This window comes from Sphingobacterium sp. SGG-5 (assembly GCF_011043525.1).
In the GTDB taxonomy this organism is placed as follows: Bacteria; Bacteroidota; Bacteroidia; order Sphingobacteriales; family Sphingobacteriaceae; genus Sphingobacterium.
In genome coordinates this window covers 43627-59856 of sequence record NZ_JAAKGO010000001.1, presented here as the reverse complement: position 1 = coordinate 59856, position 16230 = coordinate 43627, and the positions used below count along the sequence as shown (strand labels likewise).

Below are 16230 nucleotides of genomic sequence, written 5' to 3'. Positions count from 1 at the left end.
AAAAACCACGTTTTATTTTAGTAAATTAGGGAAAACCAAATACGATGAGATATACTATTTTCCTTTTATCGATAATAAGTTTGTTCTTCTTCAATAGCTGTTCAAAATACGATGATTTGGATAAACTGCTCGATTCGCCATCTACGAAGATGGCGGCTTTAGCGGTATTCAATACGGTTCCGAATTCACTTGATATGGAAGTTTTCATCGATGACAGGAAGGTAAAGGCAGCCAATGAGAGCTTGCACTTTGGAGATTACCTTCCCTATAAAAGTATATTTTCTGGAAAAGCAAAAATCAAAATTGTCAGTTCTTATAAAAATGGAAAGGATACCTACGATGGAACTGTCGATTTAGCTGCAGGCAGGGTCTATAGCCTTTTTGTAAACAAAGCGGAGAAGCTAACCGTAAAGTTGGTTGAAGATGACGTTATCAGGCCAAGGCGTGGTTTTGCGAAGATCCGGATAGCACACATGAGCCCGGATGCTGCTTCCCTTTCGCTAAATGAAAATGAAGGAAGACGACTTTTTCAAAATATTAAATACAAAGATGTCACTTCGTTTGTCGAAATTAAGTCTTCTTCAAACGTCTCTTTACAGGTTCAACCAATCGGTGCCAGCAAGATGCCACAGTTAGATCAGAATTTTCAGCCTGTTGATCAAGGAATTTATACACTTTTGGTGACAGGATATGTCGACTCGGATAATCAGGGAGAGGAAATTGGAATGCAATTAATCAAGCACTGAGTAACTTTTTCCTATCGCTTATTTCCTCTTCTACTCTGCAACTCGTTCCTTAAAAGGTCGTTGAAATCTTCGACAACCTGAAAAAATTGTGAAGCACGGGATTGTCCGACGACGTCGGAGAACTGATTTCTATATTTTTTCTTAATGTCTACTTCTTTGGCATCAAAAGCTATGACATCGCGCTTGCCGCCGTTGAAAGACTTGACGCCCCGTGGCGTTGCTGTGCTACCCCTCTTGGCCTTTTTCAGCGCCCACATTTCGTCATTATACTTGTTATATATCGGGAAAAATTTCTGGGCTTCAGCTGGTGTAAGTTTTAGTTCCTTTGTGATATAGGCTACCTTTTCACTTTCTATAGCTTTAAACCTGTCCCGCTGTGCATACAAAGTAGTACCACATAATAATACAAAACAGATAGTCAGTATAATATGTCTCAACTGTAACATTATAACATATAATTTAAATATTCTTCAATCTCTTTATCTTTCAGTTGTTCGTCAATTTCAAAAGGTGTATCCGTCACTTCGGCATTATTCAGATCAGTGGCTAGCTCAATAAGTTCCACGCCCTCCGTTACCTGAACAAGGTAATGCACAAGTTCATCCTTACTGATATGATGAAGAGAAGCTTGGGTATCGTGTACATCCGTCGGAATGCTGTCTGCCGAATTGAGATACCAATATGCTCCGAGGGCTATAAAGATGGCCACTGCTGCTGCAGCATAGCCGAGCCAGCTTCTTGTGGGAAGTTTCCGGATAGGTGTATGCTTCTCCGGAGTTTTATCCATTATCCGGGCAGCAAGTGTATCAAAATAACCTGTCGGAATTTGGTAACCATCGGTCGTTACCTTATCCTTCAGCTTTTGTTCAGCGATACGGCCGAGAATAGCAGATTCACTTTCTTCAAAATACCCCTGCGGTACGTCAAATCCCGGCTCTGCAACCAGACTTTTAAGATGTTGTTCAGCTAGGCGTCCCCGTATCTGATCCTCTAATGTGTCGAAATAACCTTCAGGAACATTAAAAGAGTTAACACGCAAATAATCAGGTAGATTGCTGCCTCCTTGCTCATTATATGTGTTTTCTTCCTTCATGGTGTAGTTATAGATGTATTAAGTTCCTAAAGGTTTAATCATGTGTATTAAAAAACTGCTCGATTTTTTTTACGGCCAAATGATAGGAGGCTTTCAGCGCCCCTACACTTGTTCCCAATATGTCCGATATTTCATCGTATTTTAAATCTTCGAAATACTTCATGTTGAATACAAGACGTTGTTTCTCGGGCAATGTTAACAAAGCCTGCTGTAATTTTAACTGGGCCTTGTCTCCATCAAAATAAGACGTATCAGCGAGTGTTTCCGAAAGATAAGACGAGCTATCATTGTCCAATGAAATATTTTGTTTTTGTTTTTTCTTGTTCAAAAATGTAATACATTCATTTGTTGCTACCCGATATAGCCAGGTGTAGAGCTGGGAATCTTCCCTGAATTTCTCCAGGTTGCGCCATACTTTGACAAAAATATCCTGTGTTACATCATCCGCATCATCATGGTCGATGACCATACGTCGGACATGCCAATAGATTTTCTGTTGGTATTTTTTCAGCAAAAGGCTAAAAGCTTCTTCCCGGGTACGCTCATCTGCAAACTTGGATATGATTAGCGCGTCTTCCATTCGTTTTTATTTTCTGCTGATTGCTTTGCGCGCCGCAGCTACGATATTGTCTGCATTTAGGCCATATTTCTCCATCAATTGTGCCGGAATGCCTGACTCGCCAAAGCTGTCATTTACGGCCACATACTCCTGTGGAGACGGCAATTTCTGTGCTAGCACTTGTGCTACACTATCCCCCAGGCCACCCAGGCGGTTGTGTTCTTCCGCTGTAACGACACATCCTGTTTTCTTTACGGAAGCCAGGATAGCCTCTTCATCCAGTGGTTTGATAGTATGGATATTAATAATCTCTGCATCTATACCTAATTTTTCCAAAGCTTCGCCGGCTTGTATTGCTTCCCAAACCAGATGACCTGTCGCGATAATCGTGACATCTTTACCTTCGTTAAGCATCACCGCTTTGCCAATTTCAAACGTTTGGTCTGCAGGTGTGAAATTCGGTACTACCGGACGGCCGAAGCGAAGATATACCGGACCTTGATGATTCACCAAAGCGATGGTAGCCGCTTTGGTCTGGTTAAAATCACAGGTGTTGATTACGGTCATACCCGGCAACATCTTCATAAGACCGATATCTTCCAAAATTTGGTGTGTAGCACCGTCTTCTCCCAATGTAAGTCCGGCGTGAGAGGCACAGATCTTTACATTTTTGCCTGAGTAGGCGATCGACTGACGGATCTGGTCATACACGCGGCCTGTTGAGAAGTTGGCGAAAGTCCCGGTAAATGGAATTTTCCCACCTATGGTCAGCCCTGCAGCAATCCCCATCATATTAGCCTCCGCGATACCGATCTGGAAAAAACGCTCCGGAAACTCTTTAATAAAAGCTTCCATTTTTAATGAGCCGATCAAGTCGGCACATAGTGCCACGACATTCTCATTCATCTTACCAGCTTCTGCCAGACCGGCACCAAAACCTGAACGTGTATCTTTAGATTCTGTATATGTATATTTTTTCATTTTATGTGTATTGCGTATTACGTATTGCGTATTGCGTATTTGCGAATCTCTTTTATCGCATATCGCACTTCGCCAATCGCGATACTAATCATTAATAATCTCCCAAAGTTTCTGTCAACTGATCCAAGGCTGTAGCCAGCTGCTCATCATTAGGGGCTACGCCGTGCCATTTATGGGTGCCCATCATAAAGTCGACACCATTTCCCATCTCGGTGTGCAATAAAATGACAACAGGCCGTCCATTACCAGTAAGAGACTTTGCTTCTTCCAGTCCGGCAATTACCGTGGACATGTCGTTTCCATTGGTCACTTCGACCACAGTCCACCCGAAAGCTTCCCATTTGGCTTTTAAATTGCCTAAAGAAAGAACGGTATTGGTCGGGCCGTCGATTTGTGCGCCGTTGTAATCTACCGCGGCAATAAGATTATCTATTTTATTATGAGGAGCATATAACGCAGCTTCCCATATCTGACCCTCTTGAAGTTCCCCATCACCCATCAATACGTAGACCAAGCTATCATCCTTGTTTAGCTTTTTTGCTTGTGCGGCTCCTATAGCTACAGAAAGACCTTGGCCTAAAGAACCTGATGCTACACGTATGCCAGGTAGGTTTTCATGCGTAGTAGGGTGACCCTGTAGCCGGGAGTTGATTTTACGGAACGTTGTCAATTCGCTTACCGGAAAATATCCTGCCCGGGCCAATGTACTATAAAAGACAGGTGAAATATGCCCGTTGGACAAAAAGAATAAATCTTCGCCTTGACCATCCATGTTAAAAGCCGGGTCGTGTTTCATCATATGGAAATACAATGCGACAAAGTAATCGGTACACCCTAAGGATCCCCCCGGGTGGCCGGATTTACAGGCATGTACCATACGGACGATATCACGCCTTACCTGGGATGCAATTTGTTCTAGTTTGTTTATATCTGCATTCATTTTAATTGATTTATTCTGTTTTTGAAGCCGTAAAGTTAACGAATTTTATGGGGTTTCTAATTCAATATTGACCATGTCGACCAAGGTATTCTCGACAACACAAAGATCAGCCCGATAATATAGAAAATCAGAACCGTCCGATTGGCTTTTTGGGAATCTTCAAGCTTTTTGGCCTTAGAATAACCTACCGTAATCAAAACAATAGCCAATACCATCATCAAAGGGTGCTCCAGAAAATAAAGCCGGGATAAGCTGTTACCCATATTCTCACCCGAAAAGCTTTTCAGGCCCAGTGGTGATATAAAATAAAGGACCAATCCGATCACCAGCTGTAAGTGGGCACTAATCAATCCTAAGAGCGCAATCTTTCTGTTGTAAGGCTTATTGCTTGCATAATTGACCCAAGTGATGATGATCGTAACTACCAATGCTAAAAGTAAGATAATAGCGAGTGTAGAGTGTAAGTGTTTCATTCCTGTTAACATGTTGTTTAAATTTATATTTCTCTTTCTTCTATTTACAAAAGTACTATTTTGCCAGCCGTTTTTCACCTAAATCGCGGAATTCTGATTTTGCCTTAAATTGGGGAAATGTCGTTTCCAGGCTCATCGTATAACCGATGTCAAAGAAAAGGCGTATATCCGCTAATATACCTTCAAAATCCCAGTGTTCATCCACCTCGTCGTGAACGGTATGGTATCTTCCCTCCAACGCCTGTTGTCGGGTATTTATCTGTGTCGTATCCGTCGAAAGAAGTTCTGAGCCACTACCCATAAATAAGCCAGGGATACCTTTTTTTACAAAATTGAAATGGTCCGATCGATAAAAGCCGCCTGATGAAGGATTCTTCTCACCACGGACCGAGCGGCCGAATTTTGCGGCTGATCGCTCGACATAATCCTCGATGTCTGTTTGTCCGATTCCGACAATCGAAACATCTTTTGTCTCGCCAAGTGCACTGAACGCATCCATATTGAGGTTCGCCACCGTTTTATTCAACGGGTAGAGCGGGTTGTTGGTATAGAAAGCCGAACCTAACAAACCTTCCTCTTCCGCAGTTAACGCCATGAATACGATTGTTCGCTCCGGTTTTACCTGGGCTGCCCGGAAGGCTTTGGCCAGCTCAAACAACGCCGCGACACCAGCCGCATTGTCGATGGCGCCATTATATATCGAGTCTCCCGCTATCGCTTCGCCCACACCCAGATGGTCCCAGTGCGCTGTATAGATGATTGTTTCGTCGGGACGTACTGTGCCTTCAATTTTAGCAATCACATTGTTGGAAGAAGCATGCCGGAAAGTGTTATGGAGAGCAACCTTTGTAGACACCTCTAGTGGTACAGCTTTAAATTTTGGTTGTTTGGCGGCCTCCATAATGTTGGACGCCACACCGCTGATCTGGAAAAGCTTTTGTGCTGTTTCAGCAGAGATCCACCCCTCGAATGCCGGGCTTGTCGTCCCCTTGTCGTCTGTGACCAGATCAAGTTGGGGACCGCTCCATCCTGTGCGTACCACGTCCCATCCGTAGCTTGCCGCCCCGGTATCATGGATCAGCAGAATACCTGCGGCACCCTGTCGGCCAGCTTCTTCAAACTTATACGTCCACCGACCGTAATACGTCATCGTGTCAGCCTTAAATAAGGTCGCATCATACCGTCCTGGATCACTGACCATAGCCACTACAGTCTTTCCTTTTACATCGATGCCTTCGTAATCGTTCCAATTATATTCGGGCGCTACAATGCCGAAGCCAACAAATACCAGATCAGTAGCCTCTACGACTATATTTTCTTCCTGTCGGCGTGTTCCGATGACATAATCATCCAGATACTGCACTGTTATGGAACTGTTTTTTCCTTCAAATGTGAGGGTGGGGTCTACCGGTTTTGATGTGATTTCGACCATTGGCACTTCCTGAAAATAAGAAGATCCATTGCCCGGCGCCAGGCCTAAGGATTGAAATTTATCAGCAATAAAATTGACGGCCAGGGTATCCCCCTTAGTGAAAGGCTTCCTGCCGAGAAACTCGTCCGACGCCAGTGTGGCTACATTCGTTTGATAGCTGCTCAGTGAGATAGCCGCCAGCGCAGCGCTATCCAAGCCGTCGGTGTTATGCTGCTGCTGTTTTCCATTATTACAACTGGCATATAGCACAATGGCTATGGTACTTAGTATTACATATTTTGTCATGGAGAAGGTGATATTCATAAACTAAAATTACAATAAATTACATATCTGATGTGCACGGTATTTCATCTTTGATGACAAACACCTCTGCCAGGGGATGAAAAAGGAACATCTTCTTGCTGCTGAGTTCGATACATTTATATCTTTTTCGCATTTTTTCCAACACTTGAAAGGCCCGTCCGTTTTTTAAATAAAAAACACTGTTACAGTCCAGATTTTCCACGTGTAGTACGCCCGTAGGCGTGCTGTCATATTTTTTTAAAGTCCGGTAAAGGTGGAGGTCGGTGCAGGATGACGCTGCCGGATTGTCCATGTATGTCGATACTGCCTGTACAATGTCCTCCGGAAATATATCGAGCTTAATGAACGGCACCATCAAAGACTTGAAATTGGTCTTCCATTCAGCACCATGGGGTTTGACACGATTTTTATAGTCATTCCAGGTTTTGAGGTGTGCAAACTCATGGATTGTGGTTATCAGGAAAGCAAAAGGATTGAGGTCGTGGTTTACTGTAATGCGGTGGTTTGAGGGGCCGAAGGGTGCCCTATAGTCCCCTAGCTTGGTCAAACGTTTACGTGTGACTTTAAAAAGGCAGCCTGTATCATTGATCCATTGGGAGATAATAGGCGCTGCTTTTGCAGGAATATATTTACTCAATTGTCTGCTGTAATCCGGCATACCTACAAACATATTGTTTTCACGCGAGATATTGAAAGATTTTAGCGACCTAAAGTAAATTTGTGTTGTTGTCGGTTTTTGGTAACTTTATTGAAAAATTAGACGATTTATTTTGAGACATTTTTTATTGCTTTTTCTACTCTATAGCAGCACGGTTACCTTGTCCGCACAAGATCTGAATGCCCGTGTCGAAATCTCGGCCCCGCAGGTGCTGAATGCGAATACCCGAACAATCGAAGTCTTAAAAAAAGCCATATTTGATTTTTTGAACAATAAATCATGGACAGGCGCTGCTATGCGGCCGGAAGAACGCATTGATTGCAGCTTTAACATCGTGCTGTCGGAATACGACGGTATGGACCGGTATACCGCTACTGCGCAGATCAATTCGGTAAGACCGGTTTTCGGAACCAACTACAACAGCCCTATATTGAGTTTTCGCGATAAATATTTCAACTTTACCTATACCGAAGGCGAGCAGCTGGATTTTAACGATGAGCAAAATTTAGGTGCACTGTCATCCTTGCTGGCTTTTTATGCCTACACCATCGTCGGCATGGATATGGACACGTTTACCAAGATGGGCGGAACGGCGATGTTCGGGAAGGCACGGACGATCGTTAGTTATTCCCAGTCCCGACAAGATGAAGGTTGGCGTGCTATGGAAGCTACGGACAACCGTTATTGGCTGATTAACAACCTCAACGATCGCAAATATATGCCCTACCGTGAGTTTGCCTACCTTTATCATCGCGAAGGGCTGGACAATATGATGGAGCATGAAACTGAATCCCGAAAAAAAATGGGCGACCTCTTACTCAAACTGAAAGAAGTTGATCGGTCCTATACCGGGAATGTGTGGACTTCTGCTCTTTATACCGCCAAATCAAATGAATTTACCGGCCTGTTTTCCAAAATGCCGGGCAACGAGAGTATGAAGATATACAACCTGCTGGCCGAATTGGATCCTGCTCATCTTTCCAAATATGAAAATTTAAAAAAATAATGCTTTCAAGATTACTCATTAAAAATTATGCACTTATCGACAACCTGGATATTGTTTTTGGCAGCGGGCTGAATATCATAACCGGTGAGACAGGTGCCGGAAAGTCTATTTTGATGGGGGCATTAGGACTTGTTCTGGGAAATAGGGCAGAAGGTAGGCAGTTTTTTGACGAAAATAAAAAGTGTGTTATTGAAGGCTATTTTGATATAGAAGCCTATCAGTTGGAGGCATTTTTTGCCGAGCACGACCTCGATTACGAAAAAGAGACGATTATCCGGAGGGAGTTGTCTGTTGATGGAAAGTCAAGGGCGTTTATTAATGATTCTCCCGTCACGCTGGCTATGCTTAAAACGTTGGGCGAACGGCTTATTGATATCCATTCCCAGCATGCTACCTTACAGATCAATACGGCCGAGTTTCAGCTTTTTGTGCTGGATAGCCTGAGTGATAACGCGATGCATGTAGCGCAGTTCAGGCAAGAATTAAAGATCTGGCGTGCGTTAGAGAAGGAACTCCATGACATACAGGACGAGGTCGATCGGGCCAATGCTGAGCAGGACTATAACCAGTTTTTATTTGACGAACTGGAAAAAGTAAATCCCCAGCCCGATGAGGTCAAGTCGCTGGAAGACGAGCAGCAGCAGCTGGAACATGCTGAAGAAATCAAAAGAGGCCTGCTGGCATCGGTCCATGTGCTGTCGGAAGGAGAGGCCAATGTCCAAAATCTATTACAGGAGGCCATACAGCAAGTCAACAGCGCCGGCCGGTACTTCACCGAAGTAGGCGATCTGGCCGAGCGATTACAAAGTGCTTATATAGAAATCAAAGACGTCGAGCAGGAAATCAGCCGCCTGGAAGGACAGGTCGCTTTGGATGAAGGAAGGCTCGACGAAGTGAACAATCGCTTAAGCACACTTTATACGTTGTTGAAAAAGCACCGCGTCGATTCGGAGAACGAACTTATCGTCCTGAAAGATCAGTTAGAAGAAAAATTGCAGACCGTTCTGCGTCAGGAAGAGCTATTGGATAAAGCAGCATTGGCCTGCCAACAACAGCTGGATAAGGTGCTCGCCCTGGCGGATACCATACATGACAATAGGCAGTTGGCTATACCCCAGGTGGAGCAGACAGTGCAAGCGACTTTAACCCGAATCGGGATGCCACACGCACAGTTGCAAATTGCATTGCAAAAAGTGGATGTACAAAAAATCAATCCGCATGGGCTTGATGTCGTGCAGTTTCTATTCTCCGCCAATAAAGGGCAGGCGCTACAACCCATACATAAAGTCGCGTCCGGTGGCGAGCTCTCCCGTGTCATGTTGGCTGTGAAGTCTTTGGTTGCCCAATCCTCTGCCTTGCCGACCATCGTCTTTGATGAGATTGATACCGGTATATCGGGGGAAGTTGCCTTACGGGTGGGGGAGGTCATGGATGAGCTGGCCCACAATATGCAGGTCATTGCCATCTCCCATTTGCCGCAGATTGCTGCGCAAGGAAACATGCATTTCAAAGTTTATAAAGAGGATGAGGAAGACAAAACCCGTTCGAACATTCTGTTGCTCAATCAAGATCAACGTGTGTTAGAGATTGCCCAGATGTTGAGTGGCGCACATCCCGGCGAAGCTGCCCTTCAGCATGCCCGGGAGTTGTTGGGACTGTTTTAAAATTGCTACTCCAAAAATTCATCTTTCGCAAACGAATTTTCTTTCTTATTCAGCTTTCCGGTGTCGCTAAAATAAATCTCCTGGAAGCTGAGTGTCCGCGTGCTGTCGACTTTGCGGAAGAACTTGTCGGCGCTGACATCGTCCAAGGTTTTAAAACCACAGGCCTCCATAATTTCGACTGTCGCCCGCAAGGTGTTTCGGTGATATTGGGCAACACGGACATACTTATCATCGACATCCAGTCCTTTGTACAGATGTGGTCTTTGTGTGGCTACACCCACGGGGCATACATCCTGGTTGCATTTTAACGCTTGGATGCAGCCTAAGGCAAACATCATTCCCCGCGCACTGTAGCAGGCATCTGCTCCCAAGGCCACAACTTTCAGGATATCAAAGCCGGTGACGATACGGCTGGAGACAATGAGTTTGATGTGCTGTTTTAGGCCAAAGTTGATGAGCGTTGTCGTCACAAAAGAGAGTGCGTCATAAAGAGGCATGCCCAGATTGTCCGTAAACTCCAACGGGGCTGCTCCTGTTCCGCCCTCTGACCCGTCAATAGAAATGAAATCGGGGAAGATCTGTGTCGTCTGCATCGCATAGCAGATGTCCAAAAATTCCTGTTTGTCACCGACACACAGCTTAAATCCAACAGGCTTGTAGCTCGCCAACTCCCGCATACGCTGAATGAACTGCATCATCTCTATGGCATTACCAAAAGCACTGTGTGCAGGCGGAGACATCACATCTGTGCCGGGCACGACGTGCCGTATGGCGGCAACTTCAGGCGTGTTTTTCGAGGCGGGTAGAATACCACCGTGACCGGGTTTTGCACCTTGGGAAATTTTCAACTCGATCATTTTGACGACGGGGCGGTTGGCTTTTTCGGCAAAGAGGTCATCATCGAAATTACCGTGTTCATCACGACAGCCGAAGTATCCGGTACCGATCTGCCAGATGAGATCTCCACCGCTCATGTGATAGCTACTGATCCCCCCTTCACCCGTATTGTGGGCGAAATTTTGCAAGGCTGCACCTTTGTTCAACGCCGTAATGGCGGTCTTGCTCAGTGCGCCATAGCTCATCGCTGAAATATTGAATACGCTAAGGCTATAGGGCTGTCGGCATTGACTATTGCCTACCAGCGTGCGGAGATCGTGATTTTCGATATGACACGGGAAAATAGAATGTGCTGCCCACTCGTTGCCCACTGTCTGTGGGTCGGACTGCATACCGAAAGCAACGGTTTCCAGTTCATTTTTAGCCCGTTGGTACACAATAGAACGCTGCCTTCTGTTGAAAGGACGCCCATCGGTGTCCGATTCCCAAAAATACTGCCGCAGTTCGGGCCGGATAGACTCGAAGACATAACGAAAATAACCGACTAAGGGATAATTCCGGAGAATAGCGTGGTGTGTCTGAATGCTGTGGTATATCGCCAAAAGCAGCAATGGAAAGGGGACAAGTAATAGCCAGAACCATTGCGGGGTAAAGATTACGCCAAAGGAAATGATGATCAGGTTTATAATAATGATCGAAATAAGAATTAATTTTCTAACAGCCATGATTAGGTGCTCCTATTTTTAAACAAACGGTCGGAAACCGTATTTGTTTGTTTGTCAGAACAAAATTAGTAAGTATTTCAGTCTTTTGTCAGCCGTCGCGTATTTTTACCTGATTTGCAAATAAATTAGGTTTTAGGCCGCCTTTTATTAATGTACTGCGTCAATTGTTGATAGATTTTTGCCAACTCTTCGGTATTGCTTAAGAACTGTAAATGGGTATTTATGGTTTTGAGGTCATTTCTTACGGCAGGGCCGGTTTGGACCTGCTTAGGAAGGCGGTTTTGTACCTTTTCGGCAGTCTCCCGGATGAGGGGGAGGACAAGTTCAAAAGGCAATCCTACGTCGTGGAGGATGTCGTAGGACATGCGGTAAAGGGCATTCGTGAAATTATTAGCGAATACGGAAGAAACATGTAGAGCAAGGCGTTGTTCCGTGGTGCAGGCGAACGACCGCGGTGCGATTTTCTGCATCATGGACAATAACGTGGTCTGCACGTTTTCAGAAGAACCCTCGACGGCGAACGGAACATTGGCCAGGTCGATAGGGATATGTTTATGTATGCTCTGCGGGGGATAGATTACTCCGTAATGTTCAAAACGGGATAATAGGGACAAAGGAGCAGCACCAGCAGTATGCACGACGATGGCTTTTGTCTTTTCGGGAATTTCACGGATAACTTCCGGGATATTATCGTCACTGATGGCGATAAGTAAGAGGTCTATACGTTCTGTGTCGAGTTCCTCTAAGGTAGAAATATACGCAGCGGAAAATGTGTCGGCCAAAGCACGACCGTGATCGGCTGTCCGGTTGTATACCTGCTTTATTTCATGTCCATGTGTCTGAAAGAACATCGCCAGGTGTGTAGCTACATTTCCACTTCCGATAAAGCTGACTGTCATGCTGTTTTTGGCGTCTTTTCTTTTTTTGAAGACCTGCCGTCCTTAATGCGACGGTAGATAGCCATCAAAAATCCAATGGTCATGACAATGGTTCCCGCCCAGAAGAAGTTGATATAAGGGAATTTAATGGCTTTAAATACAATCCATTTTTTCTCCGGCAGAGGCTTTTGGTAGACCATGATCTCCAGTTTGTCCCGTTGGGGATAGATATTGGTAAACCGGAAGCGTAGTCCCTGTTCGGCCACATCTTTATTAAAATCATATACCGTTCCATTTTTTAACAGATAGATCGGTTCGACCGGAAACTCCTTCTGGTCAGCGGAAATAACCTTGATTTGCAGTCCTACGATAATATCTTCGGGAGCCAACGGAATATTATGTAAGCTCGCGTTTCTGTTGATTTTTTCGATCACAAAAATACCGTTGCGGTACCGTAAGGTATCGCCGATATTGACCTCGTAGGTTGCCGGCTCGTCATATTCCTCATACCCCGTTTGATCGGCATCTCCACCTTGACTGGCGGCATGGGCGTCGACTGAAGCTGCGGTAATCAAGGTATATATATCGTGTGTGATATAGTGCTTGGTGTCTGGGGTACCGATAAGCCCGCCCATCTGTGGGTTGTTTTGCGCAAATGGGCTCAGCACAAATTCCTCTTTCACTTTGCCGCTCTCTTCGTCGAGCTTTTCGTATTTGATATGGTAATATACATTGGGTGCCACAATGCTATCGCCCAAGTAAGTGATTTTATAAGCCCCCATCTGTACGGGCTCACCTTCCGTAAGAAAGAGGTTTTCACCGGGGTCGGTAAACTTGTCGCCATCCTGACCGAAGTTCTTGACACCGATATAGCGGCTTTCGTTGATGGAGATCACTTCATTGGTGGCTGCGGCAATCAGTGCACCTAATACCAATAAGGCGAAGCCGATATGGGATACGGCAGAACCGGTAAGGCGCCATTTTCCTTTGATCGCGTCGCCTAAAATACGGAGATTGACCAGTATGCAATAGATCCCTGTAAAAGTAATCAAGATATACATCAGGTTACTGTATAATTTTGTAGTATATACAACCACAGCAGCGAGGATCAGGGCTACTACAAATGTTGCCAGGGTCGCCGCCCAAAAGCGCTTAGGCTCCGTTTTTTTGTATTTCAAAAACTGGGTAAATCCGGTGACTAAGAGTATAACGACAGCAAATGCGCCTTGAAATTGGTTGAAATGTGCTATGGGATCTATAGGTGGGGCTACCTTCGTGCCGAATAAGGCATTGAATACCGGGATAGAGGTGGTGGCTATCATTTGGATGCAGGCCACTGTCAACACCAATGCGCCGATGAAAAGCCAAAATTCCCGGGAGTAGATGTCTTCTTCTTTTTGGGTGCTGGGCAATTCTTTTCTTCTCCAAATAAGGAGAGCGACTATAATCAGAAGGAAAGTCAGGTTAAACAGGATCAGCTGCCCCGACATCCCTAAGCTGGTGAAGGAGTGTACAGAAGTTTCGCCCAATATGCCGCTCCGTGTCAGGTAGGAAGCATAGATAACCAAAACAAAGCTAACGAGTGATAATAATGTAGCTGTAAAAAAACCATGCCCCGAATGTTTGAAGGCAAGAATAACGTGTACAGCAGCAATTAAGGTAAACCAAGGGATAATAGATACATTCTCCACGGGATCCCAAGCCCAGAAGCCACCGAAATTTAAGGCTTCGTAGGCCCAAAACGAACCCATAATAATACCTGTGCCCAATATCATAACGGCGAATAGTGCCCAGGGTAGCCCAGGCATCATCCATTCTTTATAGCGCCGTTGCCAAAGACCCGCAGCAGCGTAGGCGAAGGGGACAATCATAGACGCAAAACCTAAAAATAGGGTTGGTGGGTGGATGACCATCCAGTAGTTCTGCAACAAGGGGTTGAGCCCATCACCATCGACGAGCATAGAAAGATAGTTGGGGTTGCTGAATATGGGCGCCTCTAAAGCGTCGCGGAGCAGGATGAAAGGCGAACTGCCGATACGGCTTCCAAAGATTTCTACACCGATAAGCATGCTGGCTAAAAAGGTTTGGCAGAGCATGACAAAAACCATGACCGGACTTTCCCAGCTCTTCGCCCGGAAGACCAGAACAGTGCCGAGGACAACCTGCCAGAACATCCATAACCAAAAGCTACCTTCCTGCCCTTCCCAGAAAGATGAAATAATATAGTGGGTGGGCAATGCACGGTCAGAATGTGCCCAAACGTAATGGTATTCGAAATAATGGTTGTAGATCAGGTAAAATAAGATCGACCCGATGGATACAATGGATAGGGCATTGAGTGCGAATCCGATACGGCCCAATGTTTTCCATCCTTTTTCTGCTGGCTTATGGGCGGCAAAGAAATAACTGATGAGGGATAATAACGCCGCTGCAAAAGACAGGATAACAAAAAACTGACCTATTTTTCCGGGAAGAAGATGTTCGCCAACGTAGTTTACGTCCATTATATCAAGTGAAAATTATTTAAAGAGGAGCTTGTTAAAGCTCTGTTAAAAATTAAAAACTAAAACGTCGAAGCTGTTGTTTCTACGACCTCGACCTGATCTTGATTGTATTTGGATGGGCATTTCATTAAGATCTTCGTTGCGTGGAAGGTGTCGCCTTCCATCTTGCCGGTCAATACAATCTGTTCCGACCGTTCGATGTCCTGCGGTTTTGAACCGTTGAATACCACCTTACACTCTGTACTGTCGTTGTCATACATGTAAAAAGAAAAATGGTTGGCATCGGTTACCGGATCGTAAATAAGCGCCTTTTCCTTATTCAACACACCGACAACATACAGCTCTGTGTTTTTTTCTTTCGCTTCTGTAAACGTCGAATAGGTGCTGGAATCGGTGTAAATTACCATAATCATCGCAATGGCAATGGCAATGATGACAATCAGGATGATAGAACTCTTCTTCATGCGAATAAGTCGTTTTATATTATTCAGTTACAAATTTACGAAATGGGAATGGAATGGGGGAATTTAGCAAATTATCAGGTTTATTTAGAATTGTTCTAAAATAAAGGTTTGAATTTTTAGTTAGCTTTGGCAAAAACCGAGGTATATGGAATTAGTAACGACAGCAGATGGGTCGAAAACATTGTACCACGCCGGCATTGGCGAACATTATCACTCCCGGCATGGTGCCTTGCAGGAGAGCAAACATGTATTTTTAGAATCGGGACTTCAATTTTTTCTGAAACGGGAAAGGCAACAGGACGCCGTTTCGGTATTGGAAGTAGGTTTTGGTACGGGACTCAATTTTGTACTTACGGCAGATTATTGTATGCAACATCACATACAATTAGACTACTGTGGTATAGAAGCTTTCCCTCTTCCGGTGGAAACCATTCGGCAGATGGCATATGAAAGCTATGTGGACGGTGCTGTCTGGAATGGTTTTATAGCAAACTATGAGCAAGCGTGTCGGGAACGTGTACAGCTTACGGCGCGCGTTAATCTTCAAGTTGCCTATACGGAAGTATTAAATTTTGCCGTGGAAAAAACCTTTGATGTGATTTATTTTGATGCTTTTGCAGCAGTGCATCAACCCGAAATGTGGGACGATAGGACATTAGCCCACGTGACGAAATATTTAAAACCCGGTGGTGTGTTTGTCACCTACGCCATTACGGGTAACCTAAAACGCAGCATGAAAGCATTGGGCTTTACGATTGAGAAAGCACCCGGTGCACCCGGGAAACGGGAAATGCTCCGGGCTGTATTTACAGGTTTACCCGCGTCGTCCGCCGCCGAATAGCTTCACCAGTATCCACAGGACAATGGCGACCACGATGACCACTAAAATTATTCCGGACCAAACGCCTGCTTTGAAAATTCCTTCAATCACGGAGCAGCTGCTCAGTTGCAAAAGGATCAACGCCAT

The 16230-nt window shown here is 44.9% G+C and carries 16 protein-coding genes; 4 read left to right on the top strand and 12 right to left on the bottom strand.

What is annotated here, in order from left to right; genetic code table 11:
• Positions 1–44 precede the first annotated feature (44 nt).
• The gene (locus G5B30_RS00230; RefSeq protein ID WP_165317944.1) at positions 45–746 is read left to right on the top strand and encodes a DUF4397 domain-containing protein; all 702 of its coding nucleotides are present in this window, start codon (positions 45–47) and stop codon (positions 744–746) included.
• An 11-nt stretch (positions 747–757) separates the two neighbouring features.
• Here G5B30_RS00230 and G5B30_RS00225 read toward each other — a convergent pair whose 3' ends face one another.
• The 8 genes from G5B30_RS00225 to G5B30_RS00190 all read right to left on the bottom strand — a co-directional run bounded on the left by G5B30_RS00225 (position 758) and on the right by G5B30_RS00190 (position 7197).
• Positions 758–1192 (bottom strand): hypothetical protein, encoded by a 435-nt coding sequence (locus G5B30_RS00225; RefSeq protein ID WP_206366957.1) that lies wholly within the window; start codon positions 1190–1192, stop codon positions 758–760.
• A complete protein-coding gene (locus G5B30_RS00220) occupies positions 1192–1839 on the bottom strand; it encodes a hypothetical protein (protein ID WP_165317943.1) in 648 nt (215 codons plus the stop codon). The genes G5B30_RS00225 and G5B30_RS00220 overlap by 1 nt, the downstream gene beginning before the upstream one ends.
• A 34-nt stretch (positions 1840–1873) precedes the next feature.
• Entirely contained in the window at positions 1874–2419 is a 546-nt protein-coding gene (locus G5B30_RS00215) for an RNA polymerase sigma factor (RefSeq protein ID WP_165317942.1), read from the bottom strand.
• Between the two features lie 6 nt (positions 2420–2425).
• On the bottom strand, positions 2426–3379 hold the full coding sequence (locus tag G5B30_RS00210; protein ID WP_165317941.1) for a transketolase family protein: 954 nt from the start codon (positions 3377–3379) through the stop codon (positions 2426–2428).
• 91 nt (positions 3380–3470) lie between these two features.
• Positions 3471–4319 (bottom strand): transketolase, encoded by an 849-nt coding sequence (locus G5B30_RS00205; RefSeq protein WP_165317940.1) that lies wholly within the window; start codon positions 4317–4319, stop codon positions 3471–3473.
• A 56-nt stretch (positions 4320–4375) separates the two neighbouring features.
• Positions 4376–4792 carry a hypothetical protein gene (locus tag G5B30_RS00200; protein WP_165317939.1) on the bottom strand — a complete coding sequence of 139 codons (417 nt, stop codon included), beginning with the start codon at positions 4790–4792 and terminating at the stop codon, positions 4376–4378.
• Positions 4793–4847: 55 nt separating this feature from the next.
• The gene (locus G5B30_RS00195; RefSeq protein WP_240903058.1) at positions 4848–6527 is read right to left on the bottom strand and encodes a M28 family metallopeptidase; all 1680 of its coding nucleotides are present in this window, start codon (positions 6525–6527) and stop codon (positions 4848–4850) included.
• A gap of 19 nt (positions 6528–6546) precedes the next feature.
• On the bottom strand, positions 6547–7197 hold the full coding sequence (locus G5B30_RS00190; RefSeq protein ID WP_240903057.1) for a SprT-like domain-containing protein: 651 nt from the start codon (positions 7195–7197) through the stop codon (positions 6547–6549).
• Between the two features lie 100 nt (positions 7198–7297).
• Between G5B30_RS00190 and G5B30_RS00185 the strand changes: the two genes are divergently transcribed.
• Together G5B30_RS00185 and recN are read left to right on the top strand one after the other, a co-directional pair.
• Positions 7298–8191 (top strand): DUF4835 family protein, encoded by an 894-nt coding sequence (locus tag G5B30_RS00185; protein WP_165317938.1) that lies wholly within the window; start codon positions 7298–7300, stop codon positions 8189–8191.
• Positions 8191–9855 (top strand): DNA repair protein RecN, encoded by a 1665-nt coding sequence (recN, locus tag G5B30_RS00180; RefSeq protein ID WP_165317937.1) that lies wholly within the window; start codon positions 8191–8193, stop codon positions 9853–9855. The genes G5B30_RS00185 and recN overlap by 1 nt, the downstream gene beginning before the upstream one ends.
• A 5-nt stretch (positions 9856–9860) precedes the next feature.
• On the opposite strand, the gene G5B30_RS00175 is transcribed toward recN, so the two are convergent.
• From G5B30_RS00175 to G5B30_RS00160, 4 genes are all read right to left on the bottom strand, one after another.
• Positions 9861–11417 carry an FMN-binding glutamate synthase family protein gene (locus G5B30_RS00175; protein WP_165317936.1) on the bottom strand — a complete coding sequence of 519 codons (1557 nt, stop codon included), beginning with the start codon at positions 11415–11417 and terminating at the stop codon, positions 9861–9863.
• A gap of 125 nt (positions 11418–11542) precedes the next feature.
• A complete protein-coding gene (locus G5B30_RS00170; RefSeq protein ID WP_165317935.1) occupies positions 11543–12316 on the bottom strand; it encodes a Rossmann-like and DUF2520 domain-containing protein in 774 nt (257 codons plus the stop codon).
• Complete coding sequence (gene ccsA, locus G5B30_RS00165) at positions 12313–14799, bottom strand: cytochrome c biogenesis protein CcsA (protein WP_165317934.1); 2487 nt, start codon at positions 14797–14799, stop codon at positions 12313–12315. The genes G5B30_RS00170 and ccsA overlap by 4 nt, the downstream gene beginning before the upstream one ends.
• Positions 14800–14858: 59 nt before the next feature.
• Entirely contained in the window at positions 14859–15263 is a 405-nt protein-coding gene (locus G5B30_RS00160; protein ID WP_165317933.1) for a cytochrome c maturation protein CcmE, read from the bottom strand.
• A 145-nt stretch (positions 15264–15408) separates the two neighbouring features.
• On the opposite strand from G5B30_RS00160, the gene mnmD reads away from it, so the two are divergent.
• Positions 15409–16104, top strand: a complete 696-nt coding sequence (gene mnmD / locus G5B30_RS00155) for a tRNA (5-methylaminomethyl-2-thiouridine)(34)-methyltransferase MnmD (RefSeq protein ID WP_165317932.1) — start codon at positions 15409–15411, stop codon at positions 16102–16104.
• Positions 16105–16230: the final 126 nt, after the last annotated feature.

Excerpts from the sequence above, each read along its gene's own strand:
- G5B30_RS00230 (WP_165317944.1), top strand. The coding sequence starts at position 45 with ATGAGATATACTATTTTCCTTTTATCGATAATAAGTTTGTTCTTCTTC.
- G5B30_RS00225 (WP_206366957.1), bottom strand. The coding sequence starts at position 1,192 with ATGTTACAGTTGAGACATATTATACTGACTATCTGTTTTGTATTATTA.
- G5B30_RS00220 (WP_165317943.1), bottom strand. The coding sequence starts at position 1,839 with ATGAAGGAAGAAAACACATATAATGAGCAAGGAGGCAGCAATCTACCT.
- G5B30_RS00215 (WP_165317942.1), bottom strand. The coding sequence starts at position 2,419 with ATGGAAGACGCGCTAATCATATCCAAGTTTGCAGATGAGCGTACCCGG.
- G5B30_RS00210 (WP_165317941.1), bottom strand. The coding sequence starts at position 3,379 with ATGAAAAAATATACATATACAGAATCTAAAGATACACGTTCAGGTTTT.
- G5B30_RS00205 (WP_165317940.1), bottom strand. The coding sequence starts at position 4,319 with ATGAATGCAGATATAAACAAACTAGAACAAATTGCATCCCAGGTAAGG.
- G5B30_RS00200 (WP_165317939.1), bottom strand. The coding sequence starts at position 4,792 with ATGAAACACTTACACTCTACACTCGCTATTATCTTACTTTTAGCATTG.
- G5B30_RS00195 (WP_240903058.1), bottom strand. The coding sequence starts at position 6,527 with ATGAATATCACCTTCTCCATGACAAAATATGTAATACTAAGTACCATA.
- G5B30_RS00190 (WP_240903057.1), bottom strand. The coding sequence starts at position 7,197 with ATGTTTGTAGGTATGCCGGATTACAGCAGACAATTGAGTAAATATATT.
- recN (WP_165317937.1), top strand. The coding sequence starts at position 8,191 with ATGCTTTCAAGATTACTCATTAAAAATTATGCACTTATCGACAACCTG.
- G5B30_RS00175 (WP_165317936.1), bottom strand. The coding sequence starts at position 11,417 with ATGGCTGTTAGAAAATTAATTCTTATTTCGATCATTATTATAAACCTG.
- G5B30_RS00170 (WP_165317935.1), bottom strand. The coding sequence starts at position 12,316 with ATGACAGTCAGCTTTATCGGAAGTGGAAATGTAGCTACACACCTGGCG.
- ccsA (WP_165317934.1), bottom strand. The coding sequence starts at position 14,799 with ATGGACGTAAACTACGTTGGCGAACATCTTCTTCCCGGAAAAATAGGT.
- G5B30_RS00160 (WP_165317933.1), bottom strand. The coding sequence starts at position 15,263 with ATGAAGAAGAGTTCTATCATCCTGATTGTCATCATTGCCATTGCCATT.
- mnmD (WP_165317932.1), top strand. The coding sequence starts at position 15,409 with ATGGAATTAGTAACGACAGCAGATGGGTCGAAAACATTGTACCACGCC.